Consider the following 16,807-nt stretch of genomic DNA (forward strand, 5'->3'; position numbering starts at 1 on the left):
TCCGTGGGGGCCGGGCTCGCTGTATACCTGGGACATGCCCGACGTTCGGCTGTCCTCGCCCCAGGGCAAGTGGATCCTGCTCACCACGGTCCTCGGATCCAGCATGGCCATGCTGGACTCGACCGTCGTCAATGTGGCGCTGCCGCGCATCGGCCGCGACCTGAACGTGGGCCTTGCGGCCCTCCAGTGGACGGTCAACGCGTACATGGTGACGCTGGCCGGGCTGATCCTGCTCGGCGGGTCACTGGGCGACCGCTACGGCCGGCGCAGGATCTTCGTGATCGGGGTCGTCTGGTTCGCCACGGCCTCCCTGCTGTGCGGGCTCGCTCCGAGCGCCGGCGTCCTCGTCGGCGCCCGCGCCCTGCAGGGCATCGGCGGCGCCCTGCTGACCCCGGGCTCCCTCGCGCTGATCCAGGCGTCCTTCCATCCCGACGACCGGGCCAGGGCGGTCGGCCTGTGGTCCGGGTTCGGCGGCATCGGCGCGGCCGTCGGGCCCTTCCTCGGCGGCTGGCTGGTGGCCGGCCCCGGCTGGCGCTGGGTGTTCCTGCTCAACGTCCCGCTGGCGCTGCTGTGCGCCCCCATCGCCGTACGCCACGTCCCCGAGTCCGGGGGACGCGAGTTCCGACGGGCCGGCGCGGTGGCCGACGGCGCGGAGGCCGGTGGGGCGGGTGCGGGGGCCGCGGGGCGCGGCGCGGCGGGGGACGCCGTGGGCGTCGAGGCCGGCGGCTCCGGGAGTGGGCCGGGGGGCGGGCCGGGAGATGGTCCGGGAGGTGACTTCGGGAGCGCTCAGGGAAGTGCGCTCGGGAGTGGCCGGAGAGGTGACGTCGACGGTGCTCCCGGTCGTTTCGACGTGCTGGGCGCGGCCCTCGGCGCGCTCGCCCTGGCCCTGGTGACGTACGCCCTGATCGAGGCCCGCCAGGGCTCGCTCGTCGTCGCCCTCACGGCGGTGGCGGGGATCGCGGCCGGCGTCGCCTTCGTCTACGTCGAAAAACGCCACCCCGACCCGATGATGCCGCTGGACATCTTCGCGTCCCGGCAGTTCACGGTGGTCAACCTGGTCACCCTGTGCGTCTACGCGGCCTTCGGCGGCTTCTTCTTCCTGACCGCGCTGCAACTCCAGGTCGTGGCGGGCTATTCGCCGCTGCGGGCCGGTACGGCGCTGCTGCCGACCACCGTCCTGATGCTGCTGTTCTCGGCCCGCTCGGGCGCGCTGGCCGACCGCATCGGGCCGCGCATCCCGCTCACCGTCGGGCCGCTGCTCTGCGCGGTCGCGATGCTGCTGATGCTGCGGGTGGGCAAGGGCGCCGACTACCTCACGGACGTGCTGCCCGCGCTGCTGGTCATGGGCGCGGGCATGGTCACCCTGGTGGCGCCGCTCACCGCGACGGTGCTCGCCTCCGTCGACGCGACACGGGCGGGGCTGGCCAGCGGCATCAACAACGCGGCGGCCCGCGCGGCCGGGCTGATCGCGGTGGCCGCGCTGCCGCTGCTGGCCGGGATGGGGCCCGAGGCGTACCGCTCGGCGGACGCCTTCGACGCCTCGTTCCGGCGGGCGATGCCACTGTGCGCGGCGGTCCTGGTGGCCGGCGCGGCCCTCGCCTTCGCCGCGGTCCGCCGCCCACCCCCGGACTGCAACCGCCCGGAATGCCACACCCACGGCAACGTCACGACGCCACCCCTGGAAACGGGACGGATGCAGAGGGGCACGATTCGCTGGGGCAAGGGGCGGGGGAGGGGGTGAGATGGGCTTCTGGGGGTGCCGGTGAGATGGGGCTGTTGGGGGTGCCGGTGAGATGGGGCCGCTGGGGGTGCCGGTGAGGTTGAGGGCTTTGGGCGTTGTCGTGATGGCGGGGGCGATGGGACCGGCGGTGAGGCCGGGGCGCATCGGGCCTGTGGGGGCGGCGTTCCCAGGGTGTCGGTCGGGCGGGCTACCCCGGGGGCGTTGAGGGGGCGGGCCCGTCCGGGAGGGGCGGGCCCGGTTGGTGGTGCGGTCAGCCGAGGAGTTCCGCGTACGCCTCGGGGTCGCTGTCGCGCAGGAACTGGCGGCAGCGTTCGGCCTCGTCCTTCTCGTCGATCGCCTCGGCCGCCCGAGCGAGCACGGCCAGGCAGCGCAGGAAGCCCTGGTTGGCGCGGTGGCTCCAGGGGATCGGCCCGTGGCCCTTCCAGCCGTTGCGGCGCAGGGCGTCGAGTCCGCGGTGGTAACCGGTACGGGCGTAGGCGTACGACTCGATCACCCGGCCCGCCGAGAACGCCTCCTCGGCGAGCGCGGCCCACGCCGGCGAGAACGTCGGGTGCTGCGCGGCGACCTCGGCCGCCGGCACGGACTCCGCGTCCAGCAGCCGGAAGGCCGCCTCGTTCTCGGGGAGGTAGGTCGGGTCGGGTCCGCCGAGCAGGTTCGTGTGGGTCGTCATGGATGCAGTGTGCCACCGGCGCCCCGCCCCCGGCCGCCGAGGGCAACCCCACGGTTCGACAGCGCCCCGAAGGGGCGCGGGGAACTGCGCGACCAGCCACGACGGTGCCGCAGACAGCTCGGTACAGACAGGTCCGTACAGACAGCCCCGCGTACACGGTCCCGCGGGACGCCTCCGGGCCGGCCGGGCTTGCCGGGCGGTGGGGGATTGCGGAGGATGCGGGTGGGGACCGGGGCCCCCGTGCCGGCATCGGCAGGGGCGGACCGCTACCCGGAGTACAACAGGAGACAGCGATGTCCCAACCGGCTCACCCCCTTCCCGAGGCCGCTGAGCCCGAGACCCCGCATCTCGACTTCGCGGGCACGACGCCGTACGAGGACTACGTCAAGGCGGACGTGCTCACCCACCTCCAGCACACCCTCTCCGACGACCCCGGAGAGATGGTCTTCCTGGTCACCACCCAGGTGATGGAGCTGTGGTTCACGGTCGTCGTCCACGAGTGGGAGACGGCGGCCAAGGCGCTCCGCGAGGACCGCGTGCCGGTCGCGATCGACGCGCTGAAGCGTTCCGTACGCGAGCTGGCGGCGCTGAACGCCTCCTGGAAGCCCCTTGCAGCGCTGACCCCGGCCCAGTTCAACGCGTACCGCTCCGCCCTGGGCGAGGGCTCCGGCTTCCAGTCGGCGATGTACCGGCGCATGGAGTTCCTGCTCGGCGAGAAGTCCGCGTCGATGCTCGTCCCGCACCGGGGCGCGCCCCGCGTCCACGCCGAGCTGGAGAAGGCCCTGCACGAGCCGAGCCTGTACGACGAGGTGGTACGGCTCCTCGCGCGCCGCGGCCACGCCATCCCGCGGGAGGTGCTGCACCGGGACGTGTCCCTGCGCCACGAGCCGTCTCAGGCCGTCGAGGCGGCCTGGACGGCGGTCTACTCCGGCGACCAGGACGCCGAACTCGCCCGCCTGGGCGAGGCGTTGACGGACGTGGCCGAACTGGTCTGGCGCTGGCGCAACGACCACCTGGTCGCCACCCGCCGCGCGATGGGCGCCAAGCCGGGCACGGGCGGCTCCGCCGGGGTGGCCTGGCTGGAGAAGCGCGCGCAGAAGAACGTGTTCCCGGAGCTGTGGACGGCGAGGTCCCATGTCTGACACCACCGAACCGGCCGTCATCGCCAAGCGGTTGGACGCGGCGGACGAACTCGCCCCGCTGCGCTCGCGTTTCGTCCTCGACGACGTCGTGTACCTGGACGGCAACTCACTGGGCGCGCTGCCCGCGAACGTCCCCGACCGGGTCGCCGACGTGGTACGCAGGCAGTGGGGCGACCTGCGCATCCGTTCCTGGGAAGAGAGCGGCTGGTGGACGGCGCCCGAGCGGATCGGCGACCGGATCGCCCCGCTGGTCGGCGCGGCGCCCGGGCAGATCGTCGTGGGCGACTCGACAAGTGTCAACGTTTTCAAGGCACTTGTGGGTGCCGTCCGGCTGGCCGGTGAGGGGCGGGACGAGATCCTGGTCGACGCGACGACGTTCCCCACGGACGGCTATATCGCCGGGTCGGCGGCCCGGTTGACCGGCCGCACCCTGCGCCCGGTGACCCCGGCGGAGGTGCCGGCGGCGCTCGGCGACCGTACGGCCGCGGTGCTGCTCAACCACGTCGACTACCGCACCGGCCGGCTGCACGACCTGCCCTCGCTCACGGCGGCGGTGCACGCAGCGGGCGCGGTGGCAGTGTGGGACCTGTGCCACAGCGCGGGCGCGCTGCCGGTGGGCCTGGACGAGCACGGCGTCGACCTGGCGGTCGGCTGCACGTACAAGTATCTGAACGGCGGCCCGGGCGCACCGGCGTACCTGTATGTGCGCCGCTGTCTCCAGGACCGCTTCGACTCCCCGCTGCCGGGCTGGAACTCCCACGCCGAGCCGTTCGGCATGCGCCCGGACTACGTAGCCGCGCCGGGCGCGCCGCGCGGGCGGGTGGGCACCCCGGACATCCTGTCCATGCTGGCCCTGGAGGCCGCGCTGGACGTGTGGGAGGGGGTGTCGGTGGCGGCGGTACGGGCCAAGTCCCTGGCCCTGACCGACTTCTTCCTGGAGTGCGTGACGGCGCACGTGCCCGAGGGGCTGGTCGAGTCCCTGACGCCGGCGGCCCACGCGGAGCGGGGCAGCCAGGTGGCCCTGCGCTGCCCGGCCGCCGGTGACGTGATGAAACGGCTGATCGCGCGCGGGGTGGTGGGGGACTTCCGGCACCCTGATGTCCTCCGTTTCGGCTTCGCCCCGTTGTACGTGGGGTTCGCGGACGCGGAGCGGGCCGCCCGGGTGCTGGGGGACGTACTGCGGGAGACACCGGGGGAGGCGGCGTCCGGGTAGCGCCCGAGGGGTACGCCCATCGGCGTAGCGCCCGAGGGGTACGCCCATCGGCAGGGGCCCGCTCACCACGCGACCCGACCGGGCCTCGCCCACGGACGTTTCGGCTTTTCGGGCAACCGGTTCGCTCCGGTTGCCCGGTTCGCGCCGTACGGCACCGCTTTGCCCCTCACCGAGCGTGACATCCGCGTGTCCGCGCACGTCACTGGCCTGATACCGTCCCCGCCAACGGCTGCCAACTCCCCTGGTCCGCCAAATCCGTTACGTCGCTGAGAGGTTGGAGCATGCCGGACGACGCCGCCGCAGCCCGGGCCGCTGCCGAAGAGGAGTCGGCCTTCTCGCATCCGCCCGTCGATCCCGACGCCACGGCAGCGTACGGCGACCACCCCGACCAGGTGATCGACTTCTACGCCCCGCGCGGCACGGAGCCCTCGTCGCCGGGCGCCGGCGCCCCGCTGGTCGTCGTCCTGCACGGAGGGGCCTGGCGCGGGCCGTACGACCGGCGGCACGTCACGCCGTTCGCGGACTTCCTGGCCCGGCGCGGCTTCGCCGTCGCCAACGTGGAGTACCGGCGCGGCGGCCCCGCACTGGCCGGAGGGAGCGCCGCGCCGGCCGGGGGCGGCGCGGGCCCGGTCGCGGGTCGCTGGCCGGACACCTTCGACGACGTCGCCGCCGCGCTGGACGCCCTGCCCGAGCTGGCCCGCGGGGCGCTTCCGCAGGGCGACCTGCGCCGCACGGTGCTCACCGGCCACTCGGCGGGCGGCCACCTGGCCCTGTGGGCGGCGGCCCGCCATGTGCTGCCCGCGGATTCCCCCTGGCGCACGGACCGGCCCGCCGCGCTGCGCGGAGTGGTCGCCCTCGCCCCGATCGCGGACTTCGAGGTGGCGCGGAAGCTGGCCGTCTGCGACAACGCGGTGCTGCAACTGCTGGGCGGCCAGGACGAGTTCACGGTGCGCAGGCCGTACGCCGACCCGGCACTGCTGCTGCCCACGGGCATCGCGACGACGCTCGTCCAGGGCCGCGCGGACGTGGACGTGCCGCAGGCGGTGGCCGAGGCTTACGCGGAGGCGGCGGCCAAGGCGGGCGAGGTGGTGGGTCTGACGCTCCTGGAGGACGTGGGGCACTTCCCGCTGATCGACCCCTCGGCGGACGCGTGCGCGGTGGTGGCGGAGGAGATCGCGCAGCTGGCGTGGTGACATGGGCCCCGGTCCCTCAGGGGGTTCCCCGCCCCTACCCGTAATACCTGAGAGCTACGGCGGAGAAGAGCTCTCTGGCGGGACGCGAACGACGGGCCCCGATTTCTAACTTCCTTGTCAGAACGCCCGATGGCCGGGCGGACGGGGAGGAAGACGATGACGGGGCATGGGCCGGGACCGGCCGTGGACCAACGCGACCGAGCGGACCCGGCCGCCACCGTAACGGCCGCTGCGGTAGGGGCCCTTGCGGTGCCGGGCGCCGCTGTTCCTGACCTTGTCGTATCGGACGTCGCCGCGCAGGGTGCCGCGGCTTCGCGTGCCGCCCAGCCGGGCGCCGCGGGTGACGCCGGACCGTTTTCCGATGCGCCGGGCTCCCCTGGCGCGGGCTCCGCCGACCCTCGATCCGCGGGTTCCGTTGCCGTCGAGCGGAGCGTGGAGGCGTCGGGCGGTGCCGGGCAGGGCGCCGACAGGCCGGGCGCCGCCGGGTGGTGGAGAGCGCGGGGACATCGCGGGGCCAGGTGGGTACGCGCCCTGCTGGCGGCGCTGATCACCGCTGCCGTGGTGGTCCCGCTCTCCGCGGCCGCCCGACCGGAGGTCCCCGCGCCGGCCCCCGCCTCGCTCGCCCCGCCCACGGCGCGGACGCTGTCCGAGGCGTACGCGGCGAACCGGGCCAGCGCCGCGCAGGCCGCCCGCATGGCCGCCGCCCACGGCGACCACCGCCGTGCCGCCGCGGACCGCGCGATAGCCGCTCCCACCCGCCGGTTCCTCTTCTTCGACGGCCGCGGCTCCGGCCGGGCCACGGAGGTCTTCGGGGATCTCGCCCACGCCGACCGCGTGGCGGTCCTGGTCCCCGGCTCCGACACCTCGATAGACACCTACGACCGCTTCCACCGGGCCGCGGCGGCCCTGTACGGCGCGCTGACTCGCGGCGCACCTCCGGGCAGCCACCCGGCCGTGCTCGCCTGGCTGGGCTACGACACCCCGGGCACGGTCAGCACCACGGTCCTGACCACCGGCCGCGCGGAGAAGGCCGCACCCCGGCTGCGCGCGCTGGTCGAGGACGTGCGGCGGGTCACCGGAGGACGGGCGCACCTCACCGTGGTGTGCCACTCGTACGGCTCGGTGGTCTGCGGCCGGGCCGCCGCGGGCATGGACGTCGACGCGCTCGCGCTCGTCGGCAGCCCCGGCACGGGCGCCGACTCGGCCGCGGCGCTGCACACCCCCGCCCGGGTCTGGGCGGCACGCGGCTCCGGCGACTGGGTGGCCGACGTGCCGCACGTCAGGGCGGAACTGTTCGGCACCACCGTCGGCTTCGGCACCGATCCGGTCTCCCCGGGCTTCGGCGCCCGTGTCTTCGACGCCGCCGAAGCCGACCACAGCGGCTACTTCACACCGGGCTCGACCGCGCTGGCCAACCTGGCCCGGATCACCCTCGGCGAGACGCCGGAGGTGAGCCATGCGTGACGGCCGCCTGCCGACCGCGCTGAAGGGCCTGCGCGAGGGCGCCCTCCGCGTGGACGCGGCCACGCCCGCCACCCGGGACCGCGCGGTCGACGCCCTGCGGGCCTTCGCGATCCTCGGTGTCGTCCTCGGCCACTGGCTGGTCACGGCGCTGGTGTCGGACGGCGGCGCGCTGCACGCGGCGAGCCCGCTTCGGCACATGCCCTGGCTCGCCCCCATCTCCTGGGTCTTCCAGAGCCTCGCCGTCTTCTTCCTGGTGGGCGGCCATGTGGCGACCCGCAGCCACGCGCTGGCCCGGGCCCGCGGCACGACATACGGCCGGTGGCTGCGCGGCCGGCTGTCCCGGCTGTTCCGGCCGGTGATCGCCGTCGCGGTCCTCTGGGCGGTGGCGGCGACGGCCCTGCTCCTGCTGGACGCGCCGTTCGACACGGTCCGCACGCTGGTGAAGCTGGCCCTGTCCCCGCTGTGGTTCCTGCTGGTCTTCGCCGCCCTGACGGCGGCGACGCCGCTCGTGGCCCGGCTCAGCCCACTGTGGCCGCTGGCCGTCGTCCTCCATGTGGACCTGTTCCGCTTCGGCCCGGACGGCGCCCCGTCCTGGCTCGGCTGGGTGAACCTGGCGGCCGGCTGGCTGGTGCCCTACACCCTGGGCGCGGCCTGGACGCGCGGTGAGCTGGAGGGCCGCCGCCCGGGGCTGGTGCTGTTCGCCGGCGGCGCGGCGGCCACGGCCGCACTGGTCGCGTGGGCCGGATACCCGGCGTCGATGGTGGGCGTCCCCGGCGAGCCGGTCTCCAACCTGAACCCGCCGACCCTGGCGGCGGTCACCTTCGGCCTCGCCCAGTGCGGGCTCGCCCTGCTGCTGCGCGACCCGTTGCGCCGTGCGCTGCGCCGCCCCGTCGCCTGGGCGGCCGTGGCCCTGGTCAACCTCTCCGCGATGACGATCTTCCTCTGGCACCAGACGGCGCTCATGGCGACGACGGCCGTGCTGCTGTCGGCAGGCCGGCTGCCCGGTCTGCACACCGCCCCCGACGGCCTGGCCTGGGTCGCGGCCCGCCTCGGCTGGCTCCCGGTCTTCGCCCTGGCCCTCGCCGTGTGCTGGACGGCCTTCCGGTCCCGCGAACAGGGGAGTCGCCGATCCCCGCCGCGCCCCTCCCGGGTGATCCGCGGGCACCGCCCCCGCCGCTCCGAATCCGAGGCGGCGCGCGGTGCCTAGGGTGGGTCGGGTGAATCCCGCGGACGCCGACGGCGACAACGCCCCGCAGGGGCCACCCGCGGCCGGCGACAAGGACGGCGCCGGGACCGCGGGCGGTACCCCGTACCCGGAGGCGGGCCGTGTACCGCCCGCCGCCCCCGGACCCGGCACCCCGCCGCACGGGCCGCGGGCGCGGCTGCGCCGCCTCGGCGCCTGGCTGGGCGATGCCCCGTCGCCCCAGTCGCCGCCCTTCTCCCGGTACCGCTGGGGCCGACTGCTGACCTATCTGATCGCCGGCTATCTCGCCCTCGGCATCGCGCTGGGCGGCGGCCAGGAGATCGCCGACGACTACCGCCTCTCCACGGCGCAGGGGCTGCTCGCGGGATTCGTCCAGGGGGCCGCCGTGGTCCTTGCCCTGTGGCGTCCCGTACCCGCCTGGGGCCTCGCCCTGACCGGCATGGTGGCGACGGCGATGGCGGCGCGCCCCGGCCTTGTGACGGGCCCGCTCCCGGGCCCCAACTGGCCCTGGGGGCCGCCGGCGCTGCTGGCGCAGATGGCAGTGCTCCTGTTGTTGGCGCTGCGCGTGCGGGTCAGCGGCGCGCTCATGGCACTGGCGGGCACCGCCCTGACGACCTATCTCGTGCAGGGCGCGCTGGGGGCCCAGCGGTACACCTCCACGGGCTTCATGGCTGTGGCCCTGTTCGCCGTGGCGGTCCTGGTCGGCGCCGCCCTGCGCGGCCGGAGCGAGGCCCGCACCCAGCTCGTCCGGCAGACCACGATCACCGCAGAGGAACGCGCCCGCCGTACGCTCCTCGAAGAACGCAGCCGTATCGCGCGCGAACTGCACGACGTGGTCGCCCACCACATGTCAGTGATCTCCATCCAGGCGCAGGTCGCCCCGCACCTCGTGGAGAACCCCTCCGAGGAGCTGAAGGAGAACCTGGCCGGCATCCGGCAGAACGCGCTGGAGGCGCTGACCGAACTGCGCCGTGTCCTCGGCGTGCTGCGCTCCGAGAGCCCGGAGGACCTGGACGACCCGTACGGCCTCGGCAACCCCGGCACGGGCCATGCCCCCGACGCGCCCCAGCCCACCCTGGACCGACTCGACGTACTGATCGAGAACACACGGGCGGCGGGTCTGGACGTGGTCACCGACATCAAGGGCGAGTTCCGCGGCTACCCGCCCGGCGTGGAGCTGTCCGCCTACCGGATCGTCCAGGAAGCGCTCAGCAACGCCCTGCGGCACGCTCCGGGCTCCACGGTCCGTGTCGAGGTCAGCCACTTCCCCGGCGGCCTGCACCTGGGGATCATCAACTCCGCTCCCCGCCACCCGGTGCTGCCCTCGCCGGGTTCCGGCCACGGTCTTCTGGGCATGCGGGAGCGCGCCGCCATGCTGGGCGGCAGCGTCACCGCGACGCCCACGCTGCACGGCGGCTTCGTCGTGACGGCGTTCCTCCCCCGGGACGGGTCCACGGCACCACGGGTGCCCGCCGTCACCCACATCCCCGAACTCACCACCGGACCCGATCCCGCATTCGATCCCGCACCAGATCCCGCACCAGATCCCGCACCAGATCCCGCATTCGATCCCGAAAGAGGAAACGGACCATGACCCCCGGCGCCGGCCCCATCCGCGTACTGATCGCCGACGACCAGCAGATGGTCCGTCAGGGCTTCTCCGTGCTGCTCAACACCCAGCCGGACATCGAGGTGGTCGCGCAGGCCGTGGACGGCCTGGACGCGGTCGCCAAGGTCGGGGACATCGCCCCCGACGTGGTGCTGATGGACATCCGCATGCCGGGGCTTGGCGGCATCGAGGCCACCCGTCGCATCACCATGGACAACCCGGACATAAAGGTCATGGTGTTGACGACGTTCGACCTGGACGAGTATGTGTACGAGGCGCTGCGGGCCGGTGCCTCCGGCTTTCTGCTGAAGGACGCCTCCGCGGACAAGCTCGCCGAGGCGGTCCGGGTGGTGGCCGCCGGGGACGCGCTGCTCGCGCCCGGGATCACCCGCCGGCTGATCGCCGAGTTCTCCCGGCTGCGCGGCACCCGTCGTGCCCCGCTGAAACAGCGCGTGGGTGCGCTGACGGAACGGGAGACGGAGGTGTTGGCCCTGATCGCCCAGGGCCTGTCGAACGCGGAGATCGCCGAGCATCTGGTGGTGGCCGAGCAGACCGTGAAGACCCATGTGAGCCGGATCCTCGTGAAGCTGGGCCTGCGCGACCGCACCCAGGCGGCGGTGTTCGCCTACGAGACGGGCCTGGTCCGCCCCGGAACCCACTGAAGCGCTCCCGCTTCCCTGGAGTCCGCGGAAGCGGCTCTCGCCTGCCCGGTGCCTGCGGAAGAGGCTCCCGCCTGCCCGGTGCCTGCCCGGGGCGCTGCGCCTGGCGCTCCTCGGTGGCCGCGGTCACACGCCGGGCCCGCGGGCGGTGGGGCCTGCTCAGGTCCGTCGGTCGCAGGGGTGCCCGTAGTACCTGAGACGGATCCCGAATGACCCCTCTCACAGGTGACGCCCCCGACCCCCGGCCCGGCCTACGGTCTTGTACGTGACCGAGACGACGCACACGCAGACCACACCGGCGGACGGCCGGTACGACGCGTACAAGCCCCGCAGCCCGGAGGCCCGGGCGGCGATGGACGCCCTGCGCGGGCTGCGGCAGGACCTGTTCCACGACGCCTTCGCCTACCGCCCGCTGGCCCCCATGAGCGTCGACGGCCCGATCACCCGACGGCTCTCCGGCCGCATACGGGAGTACGCGTCCTGGACCCCGCACGCGGCGGTGGCCGCGGTGGGCGGACTGGCGATGCTCATCTCCCTCGGGTACCGCGGTTCCGGCTTCTCGGGCCTGCTGTGCGCCCTGCTCACCCTGGGCCCGGTCCTGCTGACACTGGTCCGGCCCGTCGGAGCGTTCTGGCTGTCGTTCCCGGCGTCCGCCGTGGTGGCCGTCCTCGGCCCGAACTGGGGCGAATGGCCCTGGCTGCCGGGCAGCTTCCTCGCCCATCTGACGGTGCTCACGGTGGTGGCGATCCGCACCCGCCCCCGCACCGCGGCCTGGATGTGGCTGACGACGGGGGGCTACGGCTTCGTGGCCGGCACCGTCCTCAGCGGCGGCTACAGCCCGAACATCGGCCCGATGATGCTTCTGTCCGCGCTGCTCCTGCTCGCCGTCACCGTCTGGCACATACGCCGCGACGCCGAGCAGGAGGTGACCGCCCAGCAGACGGTGACCGCGCACGAGCGTTCCCGCCGCACCCTGCTGGAGGAGCGCACCACCATCGCCCGCGAACTGCACGACGTGGTCGCCCACCACATGTCGGTGGTCGCCATCCAGGCGGAGGCCGCCCCCTACCGGGTGGAGAACCCGCCGCCCGAGCTGGAGAAGGCATTCGCCACGATCCGGGAGAACGCGGTGGCGGCGCTGACCGAGCTGCGCCGGGTCCTCGGAGTGGTCCGCGCGGAGGACTACGAGGCGCCCGAGACCCCGCAGCCCACGCTCGCCGACCTGGACGCGCTGCTGGCGAACGTGCGGGAGGCGGGGCTGGAGGTCGAGAAGGCGGTGACCGGCGCGGTGCGTGAACTCCCGCAGGGCGTGGAGCTGTCGGCTTACCGGATCGTCCAGGAGGCGCTGAGCAACACCCTGCGGCACGCGCCGGGGGCGAGCGCACGGGTCGAGATCGGCTATGTCCTCGGCGGGCTCGGCCTGCGCATAGTCAACGGACCGCCGCCCGCGACGGCTCTGGTGAAGCCCTCGCCCGGCGCCGGGCACGGCATCACCGGCATGCGGGAGCGGGTCTCGATGCTGGACGGCGAGATGACGGCGGGCCCGGTCGACGGGGGGTACGAGGTGACGGTGTTCCTGCCGGTCGCGACGGTGAGCGAAGGTGAGGCATGACGATCCGCGTACTGATCGCGGACGACCAGATGATGGTGCGTGAGGGCTTCTCGGTCCTGCTCAACGCGATGCCGGACATCGAGGTCGTCGGCGAGGCCGTCCATGGCCGCGAGGCGGTGGAGCGGGTGCGGGAACTCGCCCCGGACGTGGTGCTGATGGACATCCGGATGCCCGAGATGAACGGCATCGAGGCGACGCGCGAGATCGTCGCCGCGGACGGCACGGCGAAGGTGCTGGTGCTGACCACGTTCGACCTGGACGAGTATGTCTACGAGGCGTTGCGCGCGGGAGCCTCGGGCTTCCTGCTCAAGGACGCCTCCGCCCGGCAACTGGCGGACGGCGTACGGGTGGTGGCGGCCGGCGAGGCGCTGCTGGCCCCCTCCGTCACCAAGCGGCTGATCACGGAGTTCTCCAAGCTGTCCGACGGCCCGCGCCTGACCCCGACCGCGCAGGCGGCGTACGGCGATCTGACCGAACGGGAGACGGAGGTGCTGGTCCTCATAGCCCAGGGCCTGTCCAACGCGGAGATAGCCGAGCGTCTGGTGGTGGCCGAGTCGACGATCAAGACGCACGTCAGCAGGATCCTGGTGAAACTGGGCCTGCGCGACCGAACCCAGGCAGCGGTGTTCGCCTACGAGGCCCGCCTGGTGACGCCGGGCTGACGCGGCCCACCCATGGCCCCGGCCGGCCGCCGGGCCGCGCTCGCCGTCACCGGTCTCGCGCCCGTCGACGGTGGGGCCCACGCCTCCGGTCACCGGCCCTGCCTCCGCCACCCCTGGTCAGGGTGGTGGTGGGCGGGCTAGCGTCCGTTCATGGCTGCTGCTTCGGACCTCGCTTTCGATCCCTGGGACCAGGCGTTCGTCGCCGACCCCTATCCGGCCTATGCCGAGCTGCGGGAAAAGGGCCGGGTGCACTACTTCGAGCCCACGAACCAGTGGCTGGTTCCGCATCACGCGGACGTCTCGGCGCTGCTGCGGGACCGGCGGCTCGGCAGGACGTATCAGCACCGGTTCACCCACGAGGAGTTCGGGCGTACGGCCCCGCCGCCGGAGCGGGAGCCGTTCCACACGCTGAACGACCACGGGATGCTGGACCTTGAGCCGCCGGACCACACCCGGATCCGGCGGCTGGTGTCGAAGGCGTTCACACCGCGGACGGTGGAGCGGCTGAAGCCGTACGTGCACGCTCTGGCCGATGAACTGGTCGGGGCGCTGGTGGCGGCGGGCGGCGGCGATCTGCTGGCGGACGTCGCGGAGCCGCTGCCGGTCGCGGTGATCGCCGAGATGCTGGGCATCCCGGAGTCGGACCGTGCGCGGCTGCGGCCCTGGTCGGCGGACATCTGCGGCATGTACGAGCTGAACCCGTCCGAGGAGACGGCGGCGAGGGCGGTGCGGGCGTCGGTCGAGTTCTCGGAGTACCTGCGGGAGCTGATCGCCCACCGCCGCGAGGAGCCGGGCGAGGATTTGATCTCCGGGCTGATCGCGGCCCATGACGAGGGTGACCGGCTGACCGAGCAGGAGATGATCTCGACGGCGGTCCTGCTGCTGAACGCCGGTCACGAGGCGACGGTCAACGCCACGGTGAACGGCTGGTGGGCGCTGTTCCGCAACCCGGACCAGCTGGCCGCGCTCCGCGCCGACCGCTCCCTCGTGCCGTCCGCGGTGGAGGAGCTGATGCGCTACGACACCCCGCTCCAGCTCTTCGAGCGCTGGGTGCTGGACGAGATCGAGATCGACGGCACGACGATCCCGAGGGGCGCGGAGATCGCCCTGCTCTTCGGTTCCGCCAACCACGACCCGGCCGTCTTCGCGGCCCCCGACCGACTGGACCTCACCCGCGCCGACAACCCGCACATCTCCTTCAGCGCCGGCATCCACTACTGCATCGGCGCCCCGCTGGCCCGGATCGAACTGGCAGCCTCCATGACCGCACTACTGGAGCGGGCCCCGACCCTCACCCTGGCACAACCCCCCGAACAAAAACCAAACTTCGTGATCCGCGGCCTGAAGGCACTCCCCGTAACAACTTGACCCACGCCACCCGCCCGCCCTCCACGGAATGACACGGACCCGGACAGCCGCCCTGAAGGGCCGCGGGGATCTGCACGCTCAGCCACGACACGGCCGCACCCGGCGTCCGGCCTATACAAGTTGGCGCGGGGTCGTGCTGGCGCCCTGAAGGGGCGCGGGGAACTGCGCGCTCGGCCACGACGCGGCCGCACTCGGCATCCAGCGCACCGTGCCACGGCGGGTGTCCGGCCTATACATGTTGGCGCGGGGTCGTGCTGGCGCCCTGAAGGGGCGCGGGGAACTGCGCGCTCGGCCACGACATGGCCGCACCCGGCGTCCGGCGCACCGCGCGACGGTGGGTGTCCGGCCTATACATGTTGGCGCGGGGTCGTGCTGGCGCCCTGAAGGGGCGCGGGGAACTGCGCGCTCCGCCACGACGCGGCCGCACTCGGCGTCCGGCGCACCGCGCGACGGTGGGTGTCCGGCCTATACATGTTGGCGCGGGGTCGTGCTGGCGCCCTGAAGGGGCGCGGGGAACTGCGCGCTCGGCCACGACATGGCTGCACCCGGCGTCCGGCGCACCGCGCCATGGCGGGTGTCCGGCCTGAAGGGGCGCGGGGAACTGCGCGCTCAGACACAAGCCTGCCGCACCCGGCGTCCGGCGCACCGCGCCACGGCGAGCGTCCGGCCGAAGCAAGCGCAGCGCTACGTGAGGTCCCGTCGCCGCAGGCCCGCGAGCCCGGCGCCGACCAGGGCCGCGGCGAGCGCCGGCAGGACGAGCACGGGGCCCCACCGCATCGGGCCGCCCGGCAGCTTGGGCAGATGGCCGAACGGGGACAGGTCGAGTACCGCTTGTGGAACGTCCAGTGCGGGACCGACCCAGCCGATGAGCAGCACCGCACCGGCGACTCCCCAGGCCGCCATCGCGCCGCGCGGCAGCACGCCGTACAGGAGGACCGCCAGGCCGCCCACCACCCAGACGGCCGGCACCTGCACCAGGCACGCCCCGAGGATCGGGCCGACCTGCCTGCCGTATCCGGCGGCGAAGCCCAGTGCGGTCAGGAGCATGAGCAGCGCCACCCCGCCGAAGGCGATCGTCAGATGACCCGCGGCCCAGCGCAGCCGGCCCACCGCCCCGGCCAGCACGGGCTCCGCCCGGCCGGCGGTCTCCTCGCCGTACAGCCGCAGGACGGACGAGACGACGTACAGGGCGGCGACGAGACCCATGATCCCGACCATCGAGGCGAGGAACGCGTCGGTGATCCCGGACTGGCCGCCCATGCGCTCGAACAGGTCCCGGGCCTGCTTGTTGTCGCGGACCAGGTCGGCCGCGCCGTCGGTCATCCCGCCGTAGACCACGCCGGCCAGGAAGAAGCCGATCGACCAGCCGAGGACGCTGCCCCGCTGGAGCCGCCAGGCCAGCGCGCCGGCCGTGCCGAGCCGCCCGCGGGCCGGTCCCGGCAGGGTCGGCAGGAAGCTCATGCCGGTGTCGCGGCGGCCGGCGAGCACATAGGCGACGGCCGCCTGTGCGGCCACGGCCGCGGCGAACAGCAGCAGGGCCCACCAGCGTTCGTCGGCGAAGGCCCGCAGGTTCTCCAGCCAGCCGAGCGGGGACAGCCAGGTCAGGACGGAGGAGCCGTCGGAGGACGCCGAGTCGCCGGCCGCGCGCAGCACGAAGGCGGCGCCGAGCACGGCCGCGGTCAGGCCGCGGGCCAGCCGTGCGCTCTCCGTGAGCTGGACCACGATCGCCGCGGCCGTCGCGAAGACCATGCCGACGCCGGCGATGCCCAGGCCGAGGGCGAGCGCCCCGGAGCCGCCGTGCCCGGCCAGGCCGGCGACGAGCAGCAGCGCCAGTACCGCGTTGGCGACGGCCGCGGCCAGCAGGCCCGCGGTCAGCGGGGCGCGGCGGCCGACCATGCCGGACGAGACGAGTTCCTGCCGCCCGCTCTCCTCCTCGTCCCGGGTGTGCCGGACCACGACGAGCAGGCTCGTCACTGCGGCGAGCGCGCCCGCGTAGATGCCGATGCGCCAGGCCGTCAGGGCGCCCAGCGAGTCGTCGAAGACCGGGCCGATGAGCGCGCGCAGGGAGGGGTTGGTGTCCATCTGGCGGAGCAGGTCGGCGCGTGCGGCGGCGGTGCCGTACAGGCTCGTCAGCGACTTCGGCATGGACAGGACCATCAGCGCGTTCACCGCGACCCACACCGGGATCATCACGCGGTCGCGGCGCAGCGCGAAGCGCAGCAGCACGCCGGTGCCGGCCAGGTGACGGGAGCCGCCGGTCCGGGCGTCGC

13 protein-coding genes are annotated in these 16,807 nt (G+C 74.0%); 11 read left to right on the forward strand and 2 right to left on the reverse strand.

Translation table 11 applies throughout. The annotated features are described in order from the left end of the window. Positions 1 to 34: 34 nt before the first annotated feature. Complete coding sequence (locus tag AC27LF_RS41535) at positions 35 to 1,741, forward strand: MFS transporter (protein WP_479661738.1); 1,707 nt, start codon at positions 35 to 37, stop codon at positions 1,739 to 1,741. Positions 1,742 to 1,991: 250 nt separating this feature from the next. Here AC27LF_RS41535 and AC27LF_RS41540 read toward each other — a convergent pair whose 3' ends face one another. Beyond that, positions 1,992 to 2,411 (reverse strand): DUF3151 domain-containing protein, encoded by a 420-nt coding sequence (locus tag AC27LF_RS41540; protein ID WP_479661734.1) that lies wholly within the window; start codon positions 2,409 to 2,411, stop codon positions 1,992 to 1,994. Between the two features lie 293 nt (positions 2,412 to 2,704). Here AC27LF_RS41540 and AC27LF_RS41545 point away from each other — a divergent pair, with 293 nt between their 5' ends. The 10 genes from AC27LF_RS41545 (at position 2,705) to AC27LF_RS41590 (ending at position 14,537) form a co-directional block, all read left to right on the forward strand. Further along, positions 2,705 to 3,553 (forward strand): tryptophan 2,3-dioxygenase family protein, encoded by an 849-nt coding sequence (locus tag AC27LF_RS41545; RefSeq protein ID WP_479661733.1) that lies wholly within the window; start codon positions 2,705 to 2,707, stop codon positions 3,551 to 3,553. Then, positions 3,546 to 4,766, forward strand: coding sequence for a kynureninase (gene kynU, locus AC27LF_RS41550; RefSeq protein ID WP_479661732.1), 1,221 nt, complete (start codon positions 3,546 to 3,548; stop codon positions 4,764 to 4,766). Before AC27LF_RS41545 ends, kynU begins: the two co-directional genes overlap by 8 nt. Before the next feature lie 281 nt (positions 4,767 to 5,047). After that, positions 5,048 to 5,959, forward strand: coding sequence for an alpha/beta hydrolase (locus AC27LF_RS41555; RefSeq protein WP_479661731.1), 912 nt, complete (start codon positions 5,048 to 5,050; stop codon positions 5,957 to 5,959). A gap of 558 nt (positions 5,960 to 6,517) precedes the next feature. Beyond that, positions 6,518 to 7,423 (forward strand): alpha/beta hydrolase, encoded by a 906-nt coding sequence (locus AC27LF_RS41560; RefSeq protein WP_479661730.1) that lies wholly within the window; start codon positions 6,518 to 6,520, stop codon positions 7,421 to 7,423. Next, positions 7,416 to 8,630 carry an acyltransferase family protein gene (locus AC27LF_RS41565; protein WP_479661729.1) on the forward strand — a complete coding sequence of 405 codons (1,215 nt, stop codon included), beginning with the start codon at positions 7,416 to 7,418 and terminating at the stop codon, positions 8,628 to 8,630. The genes AC27LF_RS41560 and AC27LF_RS41565 overlap by 8 nt, the downstream gene beginning before the upstream one ends. Before the next feature lie 175 nt (positions 8,631 to 8,805). After that, a complete protein-coding gene (locus AC27LF_RS41570; RefSeq protein WP_479661737.1) occupies positions 8,806 to 10,221 on the forward strand; it encodes a sensor histidine kinase in 1,416 nt (471 codons plus the stop codon). After that, positions 10,218 to 10,898, forward strand: a complete 681-nt coding sequence (locus tag AC27LF_RS41575; RefSeq protein WP_479661728.1) for a response regulator — start codon at positions 10,218 to 10,220, stop codon at positions 10,896 to 10,898. The genes AC27LF_RS41570 and AC27LF_RS41575 overlap by 4 nt, the downstream gene beginning before the upstream one ends. 262 nt (positions 10,899 to 11,160) lie before the next feature. Further along, the gene (locus tag AC27LF_RS41580) at positions 11,161 to 12,507 is read left to right on the forward strand and encodes a sensor histidine kinase (protein WP_479661727.1); all 1,347 of its coding nucleotides are present in this window, start codon (positions 11,161 to 11,163) and stop codon (positions 12,505 to 12,507) included. After that, positions 12,504 to 13,169 (forward strand): response regulator, encoded by a 666-nt coding sequence (locus AC27LF_RS41585; RefSeq protein ID WP_404024924.1) that lies wholly within the window; start codon positions 12,504 to 12,506, stop codon positions 13,167 to 13,169. Before AC27LF_RS41580 ends, AC27LF_RS41585 begins: the two co-directional genes overlap by 4 nt. Positions 13,170 to 13,319: 150 nt before the next feature. Next, positions 13,320 to 14,537 (forward strand): cytochrome P450, encoded by a 1,218-nt coding sequence (locus AC27LF_RS41590; protein ID WP_479661726.1) that lies wholly within the window; start codon positions 13,320 to 13,322, stop codon positions 14,535 to 14,537. A 684-nt stretch (positions 14,538 to 15,221) separates the two neighbouring features. On the opposite strand, the gene AC27LF_RS41595 is transcribed toward AC27LF_RS41590, so the two are convergent. Further along, positions 15,222 to 16,727, reverse strand: a complete 1,506-nt coding sequence (locus AC27LF_RS41595) for an ABC transporter permease (RefSeq protein WP_479661736.1) — start codon at positions 16,725 to 16,727, stop codon at positions 15,222 to 15,224. Positions 16,728 to 16,807: the final 80 nt, after the last annotated feature.

Source organism: Streptomyces diversicolor (assembly GCF_057537855.1).

Excerpts from the sequence above, each read along its gene's own strand:
- AC27LF_RS41565 (WP_479661729.1), top strand. The coding sequence starts at position 7,416 with ATGCGTGACGGCCGCCTGCCGACCGCGCTGAAGGGCCTGCGCGAGGGC.
- AC27LF_RS41540 (WP_479661734.1), bottom strand. The coding sequence starts at position 2,411 with ATGACGACCCACACGAACCTGCTCGGCGGACCCGACCCGACCTACCTC.
- kynU (WP_479661732.1), top strand. The coding sequence starts at position 3,546 with ATGTCTGACACCACCGAACCGGCCGTCATCGCCAAGCGGTTGGACGCG.
- AC27LF_RS41585 (WP_404024924.1), top strand. The coding sequence starts at position 12,504 with ATGACGATCCGCGTACTGATCGCGGACGACCAGATGATGGTGCGTGAG.
- AC27LF_RS41535 (WP_479661738.1), top strand. The coding sequence starts at position 35 with ATGCCCGACGTTCGGCTGTCCTCGCCCCAGGGCAAGTGGATCCTGCTC.
- AC27LF_RS41595 (WP_479661736.1), bottom strand. The coding sequence starts at position 16,727 with ATGATCCCGGTGTGGGTCGCGGTGAACGCGCTGATGGTCCTGTCCATG.
- AC27LF_RS41555 (WP_479661731.1), top strand. The coding sequence starts at position 5,048 with ATGCCGGACGACGCCGCCGCAGCCCGGGCCGCTGCCGAAGAGGAGTCG.
- AC27LF_RS41575 (WP_479661728.1), top strand. The coding sequence starts at position 10,218 with ATGACCCCCGGCGCCGGCCCCATCCGCGTACTGATCGCCGACGACCAG.
- AC27LF_RS41545 (WP_479661733.1), top strand. The coding sequence starts at position 2,705 with ATGTCCCAACCGGCTCACCCCCTTCCCGAGGCCGCTGAGCCCGAGACC.
- AC27LF_RS41590 (WP_479661726.1), top strand. The coding sequence starts at position 13,320 with ATGGCTGCTGCTTCGGACCTCGCTTTCGATCCCTGGGACCAGGCGTTC.